This window comes from Schaalia odontolytica (assembly GCF_031191545.1).
GTDB classification, from domain to species: Bacteria; Actinomycetota; Actinomycetes; order Actinomycetales; family Actinomycetaceae; genus Pauljensenia; species Pauljensenia odontolytica.
Window position 1 is genome coordinate 230,078 of sequence record NZ_CP133472.1, and the last position, 16,820, is coordinate 246,897.

The 16,820-nt window shown below is 61.9% G+C and carries 12 protein-coding genes; 5 read left to right on the forward strand and 7 right to left on the reverse strand.

Features of this window, described 5'->3' with window-relative positions; genetic code table 11:
* Window positions 1-83: 83 nt before the first annotated feature.
* The 4 genes from RDV55_RS01015 (at window position 84) to RDV55_RS01030 (ending at window position 6,513) form a co-directional block, all read left to right on the forward strand.
* Window positions 84-1,238 carry a hypothetical protein gene (locus RDV55_RS01015; protein WP_111822940.1) on the forward strand — a complete coding sequence of 385 codons (1,155 nt, stop codon included), beginning with the start codon at window positions 84-86 and terminating at the stop codon, window positions 1,236-1,238.
* Entirely contained in the window at window positions 1,235-3,721 is a 2,487-nt protein-coding gene (locus RDV55_RS01020) for a tetratricopeptide repeat protein (protein ID WP_218017129.1), read from the forward strand. Before RDV55_RS01015 ends, RDV55_RS01020 begins: the two co-directional genes overlap by 4 nt.
* A 111-nt stretch (window positions 3,722-3,832) precedes the next feature.
* Entirely contained in the window at window positions 3,833-4,465 is a 633-nt protein-coding gene (locus RDV55_RS01025) for an iron chaperone (protein WP_111822938.1), read from the forward strand.
* A gap of 164 nt (window positions 4,466-4,629) precedes the next feature.
* On the forward strand, window positions 4,630-6,513 hold the full coding sequence (locus RDV55_RS01030) for an AMP-dependent synthetase/ligase (protein WP_111822937.1): 1,884 nt from the start codon (window positions 4,630-4,632) through the stop codon (window positions 6,511-6,513).
* Between the two features lie 102 nt (window positions 6,514-6,615).
* Here the strand turns inward: RDV55_RS01030 and RDV55_RS01035 are convergent, their stop codons facing one another.
* The 5 genes from RDV55_RS01035 to RDV55_RS01055 all read right to left on the reverse strand — a co-directional run bounded on the left by RDV55_RS01035 (window position 6,616) and on the right by RDV55_RS01055 (window position 11,910).
* The gene (locus tag RDV55_RS01035; RefSeq protein WP_111822936.1) at window positions 6,616-7,824 is read right to left on the reverse strand and encodes an ABC transporter permease; all 1,209 of its coding nucleotides are present in this window, start codon (window positions 7,822-7,824) and stop codon (window positions 6,616-6,618) included.
* Window positions 7,814-8,512: an ABC transporter ATP-binding protein gene (locus RDV55_RS01040; protein WP_111822935.1), complete on the reverse strand. Its 699-nt coding sequence runs from the start codon at window positions 8,510-8,512 to the stop codon at window positions 7,814-7,816. Before RDV55_RS01040 ends, RDV55_RS01035 begins: the two co-directional genes overlap by 11 nt.
* The gene (locus tag RDV55_RS01045; RefSeq protein WP_111822934.1) at window positions 8,509-9,555 is read right to left on the reverse strand and encodes a peptidoglycan-binding protein; all 1,047 of its coding nucleotides are present in this window, start codon (window positions 9,553-9,555) and stop codon (window positions 8,509-8,511) included. The genes RDV55_RS01040 and RDV55_RS01045 overlap by 4 nt, the downstream gene beginning before the upstream one ends.
* 38 nt (window positions 9,556-9,593) lie before the next feature.
* Window positions 9,594-10,070, reverse strand: coding sequence for a hypothetical protein (locus RDV55_RS01050; protein WP_111822933.1), 477 nt, complete (start codon window positions 10,068-10,070; stop codon window positions 9,594-9,596).
* 397 nt (window positions 10,071-10,467) lie between these two features.
* Window positions 10,468-11,910 (reverse strand): glycoside-pentoside-hexuronide (GPH):cation symporter, encoded by a 1,443-nt coding sequence (locus RDV55_RS01055; protein ID WP_111822932.1) that lies wholly within the window; start codon window positions 11,908-11,910, stop codon window positions 10,468-10,470.
* A gap of 187 nt (window positions 11,911-12,097) precedes the next feature.
* Between RDV55_RS01055 and lacZ the strand changes: the two genes are divergently transcribed.
* On the forward strand, window positions 12,098-15,142 hold the full coding sequence (gene lacZ / locus RDV55_RS01060) for a beta-galactosidase, LacZ type (RefSeq protein WP_111822931.1): 3,045 nt from the start codon (window positions 12,098-12,100) through the stop codon (window positions 15,140-15,142).
* Between the two features lie 57 nt (window positions 15,143-15,199).
* On the opposite strand, the gene RDV55_RS01065 is transcribed toward lacZ, so the two are convergent.
* Both RDV55_RS01065 and RDV55_RS01070 read right to left on the reverse strand, forming a co-directional pair.
* Window positions 15,200-16,225 carry a LacI family DNA-binding transcriptional regulator gene (locus RDV55_RS01065; protein WP_111822930.1) on the reverse strand — a complete coding sequence of 342 codons (1,026 nt, stop codon included), beginning with the start codon at window positions 16,223-16,225 and terminating at the stop codon, window positions 15,200-15,202.
* Window positions 16,226-16,447: 222 nt separating this feature from the next.
* Window positions 16,448-16,804, reverse strand: coding sequence for a chorismate mutase (locus tag RDV55_RS01070; RefSeq protein ID WP_111822929.1), 357 nt, complete (start codon window positions 16,802-16,804; stop codon window positions 16,448-16,450).
* Window positions 16,805-16,820 lie beyond the last annotated feature (16 nt).

The following is a 16,820-nucleotide window of genomic DNA, read 5'->3' on the forward strand; positions in this document are numbered from 1 at the left end:
GACGTACGGCAATCTTCACGTATACTTATACGTACGTTCTCACGTACATATATACGGAGGGTTTCACGTACTAGGAGGCCGTCATGGAACTTCAACCGATCACCCCACAGCCCGGCAACGATCGCAATCCCGCTAACTTCGTCGGCCGCGTCGAGATGACCACACGAGCCCGTGATCGTCTACTAGCCGGTTCAAACCTCCTTCTCACCGATCCAAGGCGCATGGGCAAGACCTTCTGGATGCGCACCTTCGCCGCGCGAGAACAGTCGTTCCACTCATACTTCATCGACTACGAAGGAACAGAAACAGTTGATGGCTTTCTTATCAAAACAGCTGAGGCACTAATTAGAGATAGATCCCTTCCACTAAGGGCACGCAAGCAACTAGAAACTATCTTTGACAATAGTGAAATTTCCCTCTCAAAGGGCCCACTTGCAATCAAGGGTTATTTTCAACGGACATCTCCACACCACCTACTGACTCGAGTCCTTTCTGCCCTTGAAAACGAAGACAGCAAGACGATTCCAATCGTGATGATGGATGAAGTGCCCATGGCTATTAACAATATCGCCGTTCGTGAGGGAACTAGCTCAGCCGAAAAAGTACTCCAGACCCTCAGGGCACTACGGCAAGACACATCACGGATTCGATGGATTGTCACCGGGTCCATCGGCTTTCACCATGTCTTGCGTAAAATCAACACAACGCAGGGCGTCTTGAACGACCTCAATCCCGTACCCCTTGGCCCCCTAGCCGACAAAGAGGCCGAAGAGCTCGCCTCCCGCCTCTTGCTAGGAATTGAACAACCGCTAATCGACGCAGTCATCAACGAGCTTGTGAAAGTAGCTGGCGGAGTCCCTTTCCTGCTACATAATGTCGTGAAGATGCTCGGTGAAGGACCTAGGAACGTCACCCGACCGTGCGATGTTCACGATTGTTTTGAGGATTTTATTGATGACCCTGATCAATTTTACAGCCTTGAGCATTTTCTGACCAGGGTGCCCTCCAACTACGACGGTCGTGCACGCATCGCTGATGACATTCTACGGAAGGCACTATCGGAGACCAACGTGTGGGTCTCCATAGATTCTCTGGCCCCCAACAAAGAAGCAGCCGCTACTCTTGACGATCTTGTCAAGGACCATTATTTGGAACGCCGAGGCCTCTCCGCGCGCTGGCGCTACCCCGCGCTCCAGTACATTTGGGCACGCAAGAAGGGAGTGTGGGACCGTCGATGAGCACCGTCTCTATTTCTCGTTTTACCCCATCGACTATGCCTGAGGAAATGCTTGAGCGCCTCCTTGTAGTGCGCCAGCCAATCCTCAAGGCACTCATGAAGCGCGTCAAAGCCCTGGGGCATACGCCTAGTCCTCATCATACGCTCCTTGTCGGGCCACGAGGCGCAGGAAAAACACACCTCATTTCATTGGTTTATCACCGATCCAAGAACCTTGCTGACACGAATGTAGGCAAGCCTTTACGAATTGCCTGGCTACCCGAGGACCCATGGACGCTCGTGTCCTACGGACGGCTTCTCGCTGCAATTCTTGAGCGTGTGGCACCAGATTTGCCCACGCAGAAAACCGATGAATACGAACTTGACGCGCATATTCGACATACCAGTCATGAGGACGGTCCAATTTTGGTTCTCGCGGAGAATCTTGACCATATTCTCGATGCTCTCGGAGAGGCCGGCCAGCAGAAGCTTCGCAACCTGCTGCAGACCGAGCCGGGTATCTTGATCATCGCCAGCACGACTAGACTAGATCGCAGCCTCTCGTCTCATGCTGCCCCATTCTTCGGCTTCTTCGACACGATTCGTCTCGATCGGTTTTCCCCCGAAGAAGCACGCGAGATGCTCATAAAACTGGCGCGAGAAGCGAACAACAGCGAGCTTGCTAAACGCCTGTCGGACAATGAATCACTGGCACGGATTCATACGATCGCGCATTTGGCTGGAGGGCAGCCGCGACTGTGGGCGCTGCTCGGCAGCGCGCTCACGGTTGAGGACCTGCGCGACCTTACGACATTACTCCTCAACCGCTTCGACGACCTGACCCCATATTATCAGGAGCAGTTGGCGCGGCTGTCGCCCATGCAGCGCCTCATCGTTGCAGAACTCGCCTCGGCCGACCGCCCCCTCCCAGTTAAAGATCTTGCCGAACGAATCGGTTATGATCAGCGCAGTACGGCCAAGGCTGTCAGCGACCTGACCGAACGCGGCTGGCTCAAGCCCACCTCGACCATTTTTACTGCTCTCCTTGATCGTCGCCGGACCTACTACGATCTTGCCGAACCCCTTGCCCGGCTCGCATTTCAGATCAAGGATTCTAGAGGTGAGCCACTACCACTGATCGTCGATTTTCTCACCAACTGGTTTGATGTGGAACAGCTTCAGACCTTCTCCGAAAACGACTACTGCATGGTGGCTTTGTCGAGGATGGAAAGTGATGACGTCGGTACTCTTGCACGGCGTCTGACTAGCCTTCCTGCTTCACGAGTCAAGTCTCTCGATCTCTTAGGACAGGTTGAGGATGCCCTCGCTGCAGTTGCTGCCGGTGACGCAGAGCTTGTCATGGCTCTACCCAGTTCACTTCGCCAGGCGATCGAGCTCAGAGCACAGGATGAGGCGGGTCTTATTCCTGTGCGCTTGTCACTCCTCAGCGATGCTTTGCGAGAGGTAGGCAATGTTCCACGCGATGGCACAAATGCAGCATGGATTGACCGCGCCGAACGCTTAGACATTGATGCTCAGTCGCCAGAAAGCAGACTCATGCTGGTGCGCTGGTTTGCTGCATCGTGGCACTTTGATAACGCGGAAGCTGCACTGAGCACGATCACCCCCGGTCTTGAACACACGCAAGGTGCCGACGTCATCGCAAGCGGGTACGTGTCCGCAGGACGCCTGAGCGAGGCCATACCCCTGTTCGAACAGATCCTCACCGACCGCATCCGTATCCAGGGGAAGGACCACCCCGATACCTTGACGTCACGCGACAATCTCGCAGAAGCGTACCAGGAAACTGGTCGCCTCAACGAAGCTATTACCCTATACGAGCAGACTCTCGCGGATAGCACCCGTATCCTGGGCGAGAACCACCCCAACACCCTAGCCTCGCGCAACAACCTCGCAGGAGCATACAAGTCCGATGGTCGCCTCAGCGAAGCCATCAGCCTATACGAGCAGGTCCTCGCTGACAGTAGCCGCATCCTGGGCGACGACCACCCCAACACCCTAATCGTGCGCAACAACCTCGCATACACTTACCAGGATGCTGGTTGCCTCAGCGAAGCCATCAGCCTATACGAGCAGGTCCTCGCTGACAATAGACGCATCCTGGGCGACGACCACCCCAACACCCTAGCCTCGCGCAACAACCTCGCATATGCGAACGTACTGACCGATAGACTCGATGACGCTATTGCACTGTATGAGCAGAATCTGGCTAACCGCATGCGGGTTATGGGCGTTGATCATCCTCAAACACTGTCAACACGCAACAGTCTTTCTCACGCCTACCAAGTAGCAGGCAGACTTGACCAAGCTATTCCGTTATCCGAACGTACATTCTCGGATAGCCTACGAGTTTTAGGTGGTCGACACCCATTAACCATTTTCTTTAGATTGACGCTTTCCCACGCATACCGATTGGCCGGAAGGATTGAGGAGGCCGATAATCTCCTAGAAGGACTTGACGGTTCAGAGGAACTACAGGTGTAACTCTGTAAGGTGAGACACCGCCCACCAGGGCTAAAACACGAGCATGAAACTCATGCATCCACAAGTCATTTCAAGCATCATGACGCACGCATCATCGGATGGAGTCATCACATGGCCATCTCAACGCTTGACGAGTACCTCGCGACCATCCCGAACGACGACAATCGCGCGCGGATGGTCGACGTGCTGGTGTCAGTGGGGCTCTCCTACCCGGAGCTGGAGCTGCGCATCGCGTGGAACCAGCCAATATTCACCCACCACGGGACCTACATCATTGGGTTCTCGGCAGCTTCCAAGCACATGGCAATGGTGCCCGAGCGCGCCACTATGTTCCACTTCGAACCGGTCATACGTGAGCGCGGCACAGACTTCGGCAAAATGTTCGCGCGCCAGCCGTGGGACAAACCCTTCGACTACGAGCTCGCCACCGCCTTCATCGAGCACCAGCTCACCGAGAAGCAGGACATCACGTCGTTCTGGCGCCCCAAGGAGCACGAACGGCAAGGCATCGAGGCCGTCGCATCCGGCGCGCAGCAGCCCACCGTCCGCACGCGCGCAGCAGACGATCGTCAGCTAGCCGATTCATTCCTTAATGAGTTTCGGCGCTACGCCGACAGCCCTACTCCTGGGCATCCGTTCGAGCAGCTCCACGAGCAGATCAAGCAGGCCGTTCAGGACTACGCGGAGCACCCCGACGAGGTCTACACGCTCGACGAGGTGAAGGCCGAGCTCGGCCTCGACTAGCACCCACGCGGCTGTGCTCTCCCCGGCCACAGCGAAAACAAGCAACCACCCCTAAAGACGGCTCCTCTCCCACCCTACGCGAGCGTAAGATATCGAGTAACAGCAGTTGCGCCGCGCTGAATCCCCTCTCGCGGCGCCACCCGCCCAGCGACCAGGGAGCACACATGACCGCCGAAGAAACCCCGGCCTCGTCCAACGACGACGAGACGACGCAGGCGCAGACAACCACCGAGGCCCTCGAATGGCACGCCCCCGTCATGGTGCGCATCGACGAGCACACGACGATCCCCCACCTGCTCAAAGAGCGCGTCCAACGCGGCGCCACCCGCCCCCTCATCCTGCGCAAGATCGGCATCGGCGACACGTGGCGTTCCATCACGGCGCGCGAGTTCTACGACGAGGTCCAGTCGGTGGCCGCCGGCCTCATCGCGCGGGGCCTGGAGCCCGGGGACCGCGTCGCGATCATGAGCCGCACCCGCTACGAGTGGACACTCCTAGACTTCGCGTGCTGGGCGGCGGCGCTTGTCCCCGTGCCCATCTACGAGACCAGCTCCATCGACCAGGTCGCCCACGTCCTCAACGACGCGGACGTCACCCTCATCATCACCGAGACCGTGTCCATGGCGGAGATCGTGCGCGCGGCCGCACAGCGCGAACACAGGACGAACACGGACGTGCTCTCCCTGGACTCCGAGGCCATCGAGACCCTCATCGCGGAAGGCGCGGCCACGCCCCGCGACCGCGTCGCCGCACGAGCAGACGCCCTCACGAAGGACGACATCGCGACCATCGTCTACACCTCGGGCACGACCGGGACCCCCAAGGGAACGGTCCTGTCCCACGAGAACTTCACGAACCTGTGCCTCAACGCCCACGCATGGATGCCGGAGATCGCGGCGGGCAAGGACTCGCGCCTGCTCCTATTTCTGCCCCTCGCCCACGTGTTCGCGCGCTTCCTGCAGGTCTTCCAGATCAGCGGAAACGGCGTGCTCGGCCACGCCTCCAACATCAAGAACCTTCTCAACGACCTCGCCTCCTTCAAGCCCAGCTACCTCCTGGTGGTCCCACGCGTCCTGGAGAAGATCTACAACTCGGCGGACACGAAGGCTTCGGGCCCCAAGCGCAAGATCTTCCGCTGGGCAGCGAAGGTAGCGATCGCATACTCGCGCGCCCTCGACACCGAGGAAGGCCCCAGCGCCTCCCTCAAGGCCCAACACGCGCTCGCCGACAGGCTCGTCTACCAGCAGATCATCCGCCTGGTGGGCGGCAACGCGGATTACATCGTCTCCGGCGGCGCGCCCCTGGCGACCTGGCTCGCCCACTTCTACCGCGGCGTCGGCATCCCCGTCCTGGAAGGCTACGGCCTCACCGAAACGGTCGGCCCGGTCTCGGTGAATACTCCTCGCCTGTCCAAGATCGGCACCGTGGGCCCGGCCCTGCCTCCCATGTCCTTCAAGATCAGCGACGAGGGCGAGATCCTCCTCAAGGGCCCCAGCGTCTTCCAGCGCTACCACAACGACCCGGGCACCACGGCCGCCTGCTTCACCGAAGACGGCTGGTTCCGCACGGGCGACCTGGGTTCCCTGGACCGCGACGGCTACGTGTCGATCACGGGGCGCGCGAAGGAGATCATCGTAACGGCCGGCGGCAAGAACGTCGCGCCGGCAGCGCTGGAAAACCCGATGCGCTCCCACCCGCTCATCTCCCAGGTCCTGGTCGTCGGCGACCAGCGTCCCTTCGTCGCCGCGCTCATTACCCTGGACGCGGAGATGCTACCCGACTGGCTCGCCGCCCACTCCCTGCCACCGATGAGCGTGGCCGAGGCCGCGTCGAACGTCGAGGTCCTCGCCTCCTTGGAAAAGGCCGTGGCCTCGGCGAACGAGCACGTCTCGCGCGCCGAATCGATCCGAAAGATCAAGGTCCTGTCCACCGACTTCACGGAGGCCAACGGCCTGCTGACGCCCTCCCTGAAGGTTAAGCGCCTGGAGGCCACGCGCCGCCTTGCCTCCATCATTGACGAGATCTACGGAGGACCCGTCCAGAGCTGAACCCCGCAAGGTTGCTCGCCCATAGACGAGGCCGTGGCCGGCTCGCGCTCCCCCACACAGAGGGGTTGGCGAGCCGGCCACGGCTTTATCGGGTGGGCTTTCCTACTGCGAGGCGAGCGCCGCTGTGGGCGGCGTGCGGGCCGCTCGGATCGCGGGGTAGAGCCCGGCGACGGCGCCGATGAGGAGAGTGGCGCCCAGGCCTGCGGCGATCACCCACCAGTGCAGGGTGGGAGGCCAACCGTAGACATAACACATGCCCCACGTGACGCCCGCGCCGATCAGGCATCCGGCGAGTCCTCCGAGGAAGGACAGGAGCAGGGCTTCGGCCAGGAACTGCACGGTGATGTGCCCGCGCTTGGCGCCCAGCGAGCGGCGCAGGCCGATCTCCTTGCGGCGTTCCAGAACCGAGATGATCATCGTGTTTGCCACGCCGATGCCGCCCACCAGGAGGGCGATCGATCCGACGCCCGCGAGGAGGGTCGTCAGGGTCTGGTCGGCCGCATTCTGGGCGGCCAGCGCGTCGGAGGGGCGCGAGACCTTCAGACCTGTTGCACCCTGCGGGGCCAGGGTCGGGCCGAGAAGCTCACGGACTGTTTCGACCTGGTCCTCGGTGGAGCGCTCGTAGATGGTTGTCGGCGTCTTTCCGGTGCCGAAGTAGGTCGACGCTGCGGACACGCCGATCAGCGCGGCATTATCGAGCTCCTCGGCCAGCGGCGCGGGTTCCATGATGCCCAGGACCGTGAAGGAACGGCCCCCCAACCACACCTGGGTGCCCGGTTCGACGACGCCGAGCAGGGCGGCGGCCTTCGACCCCAGGACGACGCCCGGGTACTTCGCGGTGGCCTCATTGAGCCAGGCCCCGCTCTTCATGGTGCCGGAGACAACCTTGAGCAGGTTCGTGTCGGCTGCCATCGTGATGGTGCCGCCGGTCGCGTTCGGGTCGGACAGGCGCGACCGGTACACGGAGATGCCCTCGAGCGTTGAGGTTGAGGCGGCATCGGTGACACCCGGGATCATACGGACACGTCCCACGGAGTCCTCGGGCAGGATCAGGTCCTGGCCGGACAGGTCGGCGCCGCTGCGCGCAGTCAGCATGTTCGTGCCCAGCGCGCGCAGCTGCTCCTGCAGGCGAGCCTGCGAGGATGCGGACACACCGACGACGCCAACCATTGCGGCGATACCGATCGCGATGCCCAGAGCCGACAGGACGGCACGCATGGGCCGAGACCGCAGGCCGGTCAGGCCCAGGCGGGCAACATCCGAAGCACGCAGGGCGGAGCGGCCCGCGCCCGAATTCTTCCTATTCGTCATGGCCACCTCCCGGGTGCGCAGAGTCGGAGACGATCTCGCCATCACGGATGGCGATTTGGCGAGGCAGCGACGCTGCCAGTTCGTTGTCGTGGGTAATCACGATGATGGTGGTGCCGGCATCGTTGAGCTCACGCAGGAGCTCGACGATGGACGCGCCCGAACGGGAGTCCAGGTTACCGGTGGGTTCGTCAGCGAGGAGGAGGGCCGGATGACCGATGATTGCCCTCGCGATCGCGACGCGCTGGCGCTCGCCGCCCGACATCTGGTGGGGCTTGTGGTCCATGCGGTGCCCGAGCCCCACGCGGGTCAGAGCCTCGCGGGCCGCCTCGCGGCGCTTGGAGCGCGGCACGCCCCGGTAGAGCAAACCGTCCGCGACGTTGTCGATGGCGGAGACGCCGGCCGTCAGGTGGAACTGCTGGAACACGAAGCCGATCAGCGAGGAGCGCACACCAGACAGCTCGGTGTCTCGCAGGGAGGACACGTCGTTGCCGTTGATGCACACGCTGCCCGAGGTGGGCCGATCCAGCGTTCCAATCAGGTTTAGCAGGGTGGATTTACCGGAGCCCGAGGGGCCGACGATGGCGACAAATTCGCCTTCGTCAACGCTCAGGGATACTCCATTACAGGCGTGCACGGGCGGTGAGCCAAACGACCGGTGCACGTCGGTCAGTTGCAGGATGTGGCTCATCGGTTGGGCACCACCACGCGCTGGCCTTCGGCGATTTCGTCGCCACTCACTTCGACGCGGTCACCCGCGAACAGGCCGACGGTGACGGGGACCCGACGAATCTCACCCTTCTCGTCCACGACCTCGAGGCCGAACTGATCCGCGCTCAGGGCGATGAGTGCGCCCAGGGGCACGGACAGGACACCCTTGCGTGTCTCGGAGGTGAGGCCCAGGGAGACGGAGGCCTCCTGAAGCCCCTCGAGGGCAGAGGGGTCATCCGGGGTGACGGTGATCGGAATGATCCGTTCCTTGTTGGCTTCCTTGCTGGTTTCCTTGCTGCCTTCTTCGGTCGCCTTCTCACGGGGCGGTTCCACGGAGGTGATCGTTCCGGTCGTCGTGGTGGCCGAGCCGGGCAGGCGCACGGTCACGGAGTTACCAACGACGCCGAGCGCCTGGTCGGACAGCTTCAGGTTCGCGGAGATCACCTGACGCGAGGACGAGGCCGTGAACAGTTCCGTCTCCATCGTGGCGCTGTCGCCAACGCGGGCCTTGAGGGCACCGATGCGCAGGTCCTCGGGAGCGAAGAGCACGGTGCCCAGCGGCAGCGTGCCGTTCTGCGGAAGCGTCAGGGCCTTCTGCCACTTCTTGATCGCGGCGATCGTGTTCCAGTCGAAGTGGGCGTTGGGCGTGGCCTCGAAGTATCCGAGCTGAGCCAAAGCCGTTTCCAGCTGCAACACGTCCTCGCCGTCACTCATGCCTTCCTCGAACGAGCGCCAGGCGGGGGTGGCGCCGTGGAGCAGGTAGGTGTTGTTCCCGGCAACCGTGTACACGTGCGAGCCCTGCGTGAGGGTCGTGCCGGGAGTCGGAAGGGCGGTGACGACGCCGTCGAAGGCGCTCTTGAGCGTGTAGGAGTCCGCGTAGTGGAGGGATCCTTGAACGGTGGTCTCCCCCACCAGGTCTCCGCGGGTGACGGTCGCGGTGGCACCGTCAAAGGACTGAGGGGCATCGGCCTCGGCGCTAGTGTTCGAGCAGGCCGACAGGCTCATTCCCGCAACCGCCAGCATCGCTAGTGCTGCCGCGAGGCGTGGGGTCCGCGATCGGGTCACTTTCCACTCCCGTTCTGCTGGAAGCACTTGTTGAGCGTGTCTTCGGGGATGTCCTTCACGTTGATGCCCTCGCCCGGCTTCGGGTCCTTCACGTCGTAGCCGGCCTCGCGCAGACACTGCGCGGCCTTGACCATCGTCTCGCGCGCAGCCGGATCGTTGGCTACGCTGTCTTCACCGGTCAGGGGCCCGACCTTCGTCATGCACTCGTTAACCGCCGAGTCGAACGCCGGGGAGTGGTCGTTGGCCTGTTCGGGCGTCAGGCCAGTGTCGGGCACATCGAAGCCCTTCTCACGCATGCACTGGGCGAACACCAGGTTGGGGTCGTTGCTGGCCGCGTTGCTGGCCGACGAGCTGGGGCTCTTCGTACCGGATGCGGACGAGCTGGACGATCCGGTCGATCCGCATGCGCTGAGGGCCGCCGCCAGGGTGATGGCAATGACGGCGAGGGCGCGCGTCTGTGCACGATTCTTCATCGAAAACTCCTTGTGGACTACTGTCGGGCTGTGGTTCTCACTGCCTGGATATATTAGAGATCACAAGCCTGAAAGGTACCTGAAAACTATCCGGGAGCGCGCGCAGAGTTTCATCAGACAACCCTGAGAGGTCCTCACAGCCACACACCGACAGAAACCACTGTCATGTCCAACTCCTCGCGAGCATATCTCACTCACACCCCAAGGACCTTGGAATACCGATCATCTGATGTCGACACCCGAACGCAATGCAGGAGAGTTGCCTGTGGAATTGCAGACGGATCAGGAGGCAGAGAAACAGGCGGGGGACGACGAAGGCGTCCCCCGCCTCAACTCTCCCACGCGTCGCCCGGAGCATCTCACGAGTTGCCCCGAAGATGCTGCGACTGTGGAAGTCTTAACCCTCCTTGTCAGAAGCGCTCGCCATGTTTTCTTCAAGGATGGACACGATCTCGCCGTGCTTGGCCTCGGTGAGAGTCACCTTGCGGGCGAAGACGATGAACGCCAGGACTATAACCGCCAGCGGCACGTAGAACGCAGCCGCCTTGAATGTCTCGATGTTGCTGCTCGTCAGAAGCGAAGGATCGACGTCGTTGGTCATGGCGGCCACGATGGCGACGAAACCGACGATCGAGTTCGACAGCGCGCCTGCGATCTTGTCGAGCATAGGACGCACGGACAGCGTTACTGCCTCGTTGCGCTTGCCGGTCTTCCACTGGCCGTATTCGACGGAGTCGGTGATCGTCAGGATCGCCGTCATCTGGATGCAGGTGGCGGGCAGGTAGAAGAGCACCAGGGCAACGAAGACGACGATGAGGTTGGACGAGAAGAAGATGAACAGGATGTAGGCGCAGGCCATGAACGCCATGCCACCGAGGTAGAGGTAGCGGCGCGGGACGCGCCGGTTTATCACCGGGTACAGAGGAGTCACCACAAGGCCGATGAGGAAGGCGATGATACCGACCACGGAGTAGATGTCCGGCTTTTGGAGGACGAACTTGAACAGATAGATCATGAATCCGGTCGTCGCGACGTTCGCGATCGAGTACAGGACGTAGGACAGGGAGACCCAGAGGAGCTGGTCATTGCGTCCGATCGCCTGGAAGGCCTGCAGGGGGTTGGACTTGTCGGCGGGATCGCGCAGCACGCTCTCCTCTTCGCGCGTTCCAAAGGCGACGGCCAGGCAGGTGACGATGCCGAGGATCGCGATGACGGCACCGAAGCCGCTCCAGCCCGTCTGACTCTCGGAGCCTGCACCTGCGAGGGCACCGAAGAACGCGACGACGGGAACGACAATCGCAGTCACGCCGTTGTAGCCGATCGAGCCCGTGAAGGTACCGAGGGCGGTGTACACGCTACGTTCCTGCGAAGACGAGGACAGGGCGGGGATCATTCCCCAGTAGGAGATGTCACGTAGGGAGTACAAAACGTCGAGGACCACGAAGACGATCACGAAGACGACGATGAACACGCCCTTGTTGACGTTGACGAGGCCGAAGAGTCCGGTGAAGATTGCGAAGAGTAGGATCGAGGATCCAACACCGCCGATGACCTGCCAGGGCTTGAAGCGCCCAAAACGCGAGTTCGTGTTGTCCACGAGGTTACCCAGGAGCGGATCGATGAAGATCTCAACAATCCTGATGATGAAGACGAGAGCCGTGATGATCGCAATCATCGCCTTGGCCTCGGAGTCCTCGTAGTCACGGAACAGGGTCTGTGCCGCGTAGTAGGTGACAAAGAAGGTCGACAGCGCGTTGTAATACGCGGCCTGCCCGAGGTTGCCGATCGCGTAGCAGATTCGCGACACCCAGCTCTTGTTCGTTCCTTGTTCGTGTGCCATTGTCCCTCTCCTTTGAAGCAACACTTGCATGGACACTCATAACTTAACGTATTTACCTTGTGGATCCAAGATCATTTAGATCACACTGGCATTGGCAGGTAACCTAATTGCGTTATTCTACACATCAGGTTACTCTGTCCTCAGAGCACGATCGCTCCACCGCAACGTCGCACATTCGGAGGTCACCATGTTCCACACGCCCCATATTTCCACCCCTACATCTGCTTGGCTCAGCGATCCACAGACCTTTGCTGTCAATCGACTTCCCGCTCGCTCTTCCCATGACTCAGACACGCACCGCCAGAGCCTCGATGGAACCTGGGAGGTAGTACTCACCACCGCATCGCGCATCTGCCTCGTCTCCCCCACCGACTGCTTCTCAACCGAGGAAGCGTGCGACCTGCCCATCCCCTCGACGCTCGAAGCGGAGGGACTGTGGCCACCGGCCTACGTCAACATCCAGATGCCGTGGGACGGACACGCTAATCCGACGGCTCCCAACTTTCCCGAGGACTGCCGAGTCGCCGTCTACCGTCGCCGATTCCGCCTTGACGAGGCCGTGCTGGAGAGTCTCAAGGCACGCGGCAGCGTACGCCTGCGTTTTGAAGGCTTCGCGACCGCGCTCTACGTGTGGGTCGACGGCACGTTCGTCGGATACTGCGAGGATGGCTACACAGCGAGCGAATTCGACGTGATGCAGGCTCTCAATAGCGATAGCGGCACGGAGGAACACGAGCTCGTGGTCGCGTGCTACGAGCACTCGAGCGCTTCCTGGCTTGAAGGACAGGATTCGTGGCGTTTCCACGGCCTGTTCCGCTCCGTCTACCTGATCGCGCTGCCGGTGTGCCACATCGAAAACCTAAGGGTGGACGCGGACTACGACGCAGCGACGGGCATGGGCGCCCTGGACATCAAGGCCGACATCTGCGGCATCGATGCTGACGTCACCATCAGCGCCGAACTTACGGACCGCTCGGCGACCGTGGTGTGGAGCCACCGCAGCCCCACGAGGGAGCCCGTCATTGAGTTGAGCGGTGTTCTGTCCAAGATTTGCCCATGGACGGCGGAGGACCCGGCGCTCTACACGCTGAGCGTGGCTCTTCTCGATGCGGACGGACACACGCACGAGGTCGTGAGCCAGCGCGTGGGCTTCCGCCGTTTTGAGATCGTCGACGGCGTATTCACTCTCAACGATCAGCGCCTGATTTTCCGAGGAGTGAACCGTCACGAGTTCAGCCCATACACGGGCCGCACGATGGCGATGGAGGACATGGTCACGGATGTACGACTGTGCAAACAGCTCAACATCAACGCCATTCGCACGAGCCACTACCCTAACGACACGCGATTCCTCGATCTGTGTGACGAATACGGCCTGTACGTCATCGACGAGGCGAACCTGGAGACGCACGGCTCATGGTGCACACCAGGCGATATTCCCACACCCGAGACGGCCATCCCGGGCTCGAAGATGGAGTGGGAGAACGCATGCGTGGATCGCGTGGAGTCGATGGTGCGCCAGGACCGCAACCACGCGAGTGTGCTCATCTGGTCACTGGGTAACGAGTCCTACGGCGGCGAGGTGTTCCGCAGCATGTACCGACGCTGTCACGAGCTGGACGAGGCCCGTCCAGTTCACTACGAGGGCGTGACGTGGGATCGCGAGTTCGACGATGCCTCGGATATCGAGTCGCGCATGTACGCCCATCCCGACGCTATTGAGGAGTACCTGCGCTGTGAGCCGGCAAAGCCCTACCTGTCGTGCGAGTACATGCACTCAATGGGTAACTCAGTGGGAGGCTTGCAACTGTACACGGACCTAGAGCGTTACCCCGAGTACGGCGGCGGCTTCATCTGGGACTTCATCGATCAGGCTCTGTACCATGAGCCGACCGCCGGATCGGGCGGTGAGTTCCTGGCCTACGGCGGCGACTTCGGTGATCGTCCTTGCGACTGGGAGTTCTCGTGCGACGGCATCGTTTTCGCGGATCGTACGCCCAAGCCTCAGGCGCAGGCGGTCAAGGCTCTCTACGCCCCGGTGACACTCACCCCGAGCGCGCAGGGCATACGTCTGGACATACTCACCCTTACCGCTCCGCTCGAGCACCTGAGAGTGCGCGCCCGCGTGCTCGCGGACGGCGAGGTCGCATGGGAGGCCGAGTACGAGGCGGCGTCGGCGAGCGGCCCGGAGGGCTTGGTCGAGGTACGTTGGCCCAGCGAGCTGTTGGGCGAGACAGCACGAGAAATTGTCCTGGAGGGGACGCTATTTCTCGCCGCGCCTACCGCGTGGTGCGAGGCGGGGCACGTGGTGGCGGTGGGTCAATCGATCCACGCGCGCCCGGAGCCGCCAACGGAGGAGATCGAGGGCGAGGCTGACTTCACGCTGGGACGCTGGAACGTCGGCGTCCGCCACGGCGAGAGCGAGGCTCTGCTGTCTCGCACCGCTGGCGGCATTGTGCAGTGGCAACGCGGGGAGGAGGCCATGGTGCTCTTTCCGCCTCGCCTAACGACGTTCCGTCCCCTCACAGACAATGACCGCGGGGCCGGCCACGGTTTCGAGCGTGCATGCTGGACGACCGCCGGTGCCTACGCCCGCTGCGTGGACACACGGGTTGAGCCCCGTGAAGGCTGCGTCGTCGTCACCTACGACTACCAGTTGGCCAGCCTGGACAACGTCATCGTTCCCGTGCGCTACGAGCTGCGTACCGATGGAACGATCCGCCTGACGGCAACCTACCCGGGTGCCCAGAACCTGCCGACGATGCCCTGTTTCGGCCTCGAGTGGGCTCTCCCTTCCTCGATTGACCGGCTGCGTTTCTACGGCCTCGGCCCCGTCGAGGCCTACGCAGACCGTCTAGCCGGCGCAAACCTGGGTGTGTGGGAACTCAGCGCCGCTCAGGGCCTGGCCCACTACGCGGTGCCGCAGGAGTGTGGCTTCCACCCCGGTGTGCGCTGGTGCGATGTGACCGACGCCAACGGCCACGGGCTGCGCGTACAGGCCCGCTCCAACCTAGGCATCTCTCTCCTACCCTATTCGTCCGCGCAAATCGAGAACGCCCGCCACTGGTGGGAACTTCCCGAGCCTTCGCAGCGTACCGCGACGTACCTGCGTCTGCTCAGCGCACAGATGGGCGTGGGCGGCGATGATTCGTGGGGTTCACCGGTCCACGACGAGTTCCAGATCGACGCGTCGCACGAGCAGATCGTGGACGTGACGCTGTCTCTCCTGTGACGAGGCAACGCGGCGGCGGGGTGAGAAGTACTCGCCGCCGCGTTGCGCGTCAGACGATCAGTACCGGGGCGTGTCCTCGAGGGGAATAAAGCTCTGCCGAGGCACCAGGTGCGTGGAGAGGAGCACGTGATGCTTGTGCCGGAACCGGCCGACAATCGCGTCGGAAAGAAGCATGAGGGCTGTCTCGGCGAGCTCTGAACGCTCAATCGCGTAGGAGCTGAGCGTGGGAGCCGTGTACTGACACACTTCGAGATTATCGATCGACAGGACCGCGACCTCGTCGGGAATCCTCACCCCACGGGCCACCAGCGCCTGGATGACGCCGACTGCCAACGGATCTGCAGCCACGAGGATCGCGTCGGGCATCGCCTCGGCATGGGCATCCAGCAGAGCCTCGGCCTGGTCACGCCCGTTATCAACCGTGAATGGGCCGGACGCATACACGTGCCCGTCGGTCGGCATCCCCAGCAGACGCGCCCACTCATCGAAAGCAAAGGTGCGAGGATCCCGGGCGAAGACGTGCGACCCCATCATGTGCCCTTCTCCACCGATAAAAGCGATACGCTCGCGCCCCTGCTCGCGCAGCGCGTAGATGGCTTCGATGACGGTTTGCTGCAGGTCGGGGCGCACCGAATGAAAGAGGGTGGGTGCGGGATTGATATCGATGAACACGCCGTGTGCCAGCGCCTCATGCAGCCTCTGAAGATCCTCCCTCGCGATCGGAGCGGGCCCCAGGGAGACGAAGCCAGCGAAGTCATCACCGGCTTCGACCAGCGAGTCTACGTCGGAGAAGAAGGACAGGCTCATCATATTTTCGACCGCGCGTTCGCGCAGTGCGTCGCGCACGTCCGCGAAGTAAGTGTCCTGGGGTCCGTGCGTCGCGTCGAAATTCTCCAGCACCGCCATCATCTGCGGAATTCCGGAACGCGAGGAGCGCAGCGCGTAGCCGAGCTCATTGGCCACCTGAATAACGCGATGTCGGGTCGATTCTTTCGCGGTGAAGCTGGGATCCCCCGAGAGCACACGGGACACAGTCGCCTTCGAGTACCCTGTCGCCTTCGCTATATCACCTAGATTGACCATCAATCCCCATCCTGAAACGCCACGTGTTCAGCTCGTACAGTCTAGTCGAGAGGCAGAGAAAAGGCTGACACCACCGCCCCTCATCGCCAGCCACCACAGTCGCATGCAATGCCTCACAAGCGTATCTCCCCATATCCCGCAGACCGCAGAATATCACCGATCCAATGTCGACACCTGAACGCGAAGCAGGAGAATCGCCTGCGGAACTAATGAGCCAGGACGCTACAGACGCGGCCCCTCGTTGTACTCGGCCTTGATGTCCTCGTGGTGGCGGATGACCTCACGGACCATGAAGCCCAGGAACTTCTCGGCGAAATCAGGGTCGAGGCCGGAGGATGCTGCCAGGGTGCGCAGGCGCTCAACCTGGCGAGCCTCGCGGGCAGGATCGGCAGGAGGCAGGTCCAGTCGGGCCTTGATGTGCCCGACGCGCTGCGTGCAGCGGAAACGCTCAGCGAGGATGTGTACGAGCGCGGCATCGATATTGTCGATCGTGGCGCGCGCATCCGCCAGCTCGACGGGGATACCGCTCACTCCCAGGTCGGCCGAAGCGGCGACCACGGCCTCGTTACCATGTGCCATAGATTCCTCCCGGTGG

Coding starts and splice junctions, on each gene's coding strand:
- RDV55_RS01015 (WP_111822940.1), top strand. CDS start 84: ATGGAACTTCAACCGATCACCCCACAGCCCGGCAACGATCGCAATCCC.
- RDV55_RS01020 (WP_218017129.1), top strand. CDS start 1,235: ATGAGCACCGTCTCTATTTCTCGTTTTACCCCATCGACTATGCCTGAG.
- RDV55_RS01025 (WP_111822938.1), top strand. CDS start 3,833: ATGGCCATCTCAACGCTTGACGAGTACCTCGCGACCATCCCGAACGAC.
- RDV55_RS01030 (WP_111822937.1), top strand. CDS start 4,630: ATGACCGCCGAAGAAACCCCGGCCTCGTCCAACGACGACGAGACGACG.
- RDV55_RS01035 (WP_111822936.1), bottom strand. CDS start 7,824: ATGACGAATAGGAAGAATTCGGGCGCGGGCCGCTCCGCCCTGCGTGCT.
- RDV55_RS01040 (WP_111822935.1), bottom strand. CDS start 8,512: ATGAGCCACATCCTGCAACTGACCGACGTGCACCGGTCGTTTGGCTCA.
- RDV55_RS01045 (WP_111822934.1), bottom strand. CDS start 9,555: ATGCTGGCGGTTGCGGGAATGAGCCTGTCGGCCTGCTCGAACACTAGC.
- RDV55_RS01050 (WP_111822933.1), bottom strand. CDS start 10,070: ATGAAGAATCGTGCACAGACGCGCGCCCTCGCCGTCATTGCCATCACC.
- RDV55_RS01055 (WP_111822932.1), bottom strand. CDS start 11,910: ATGGCACACGAACAAGGAACGAACAAGAGCTGGGTGTCGCGAATCTGC.
- lacZ (WP_111822931.1), top strand. CDS start 12,098: ATGTTCCACACGCCCCATATTTCCACCCCTACATCTGCTTGGCTCAGC.
- RDV55_RS01065 (WP_111822930.1), bottom strand. CDS start 16,225: ATGGTCAATCTAGGTGATATAGCGAAGGCGACAGGGTACTCGAAGGCG.
- RDV55_RS01070 (WP_111822929.1), bottom strand. CDS start 16,804: ATGGCACATGGTAACGAGGCCGTGGTCGCCGCTTCGGCCGACCTGGGA.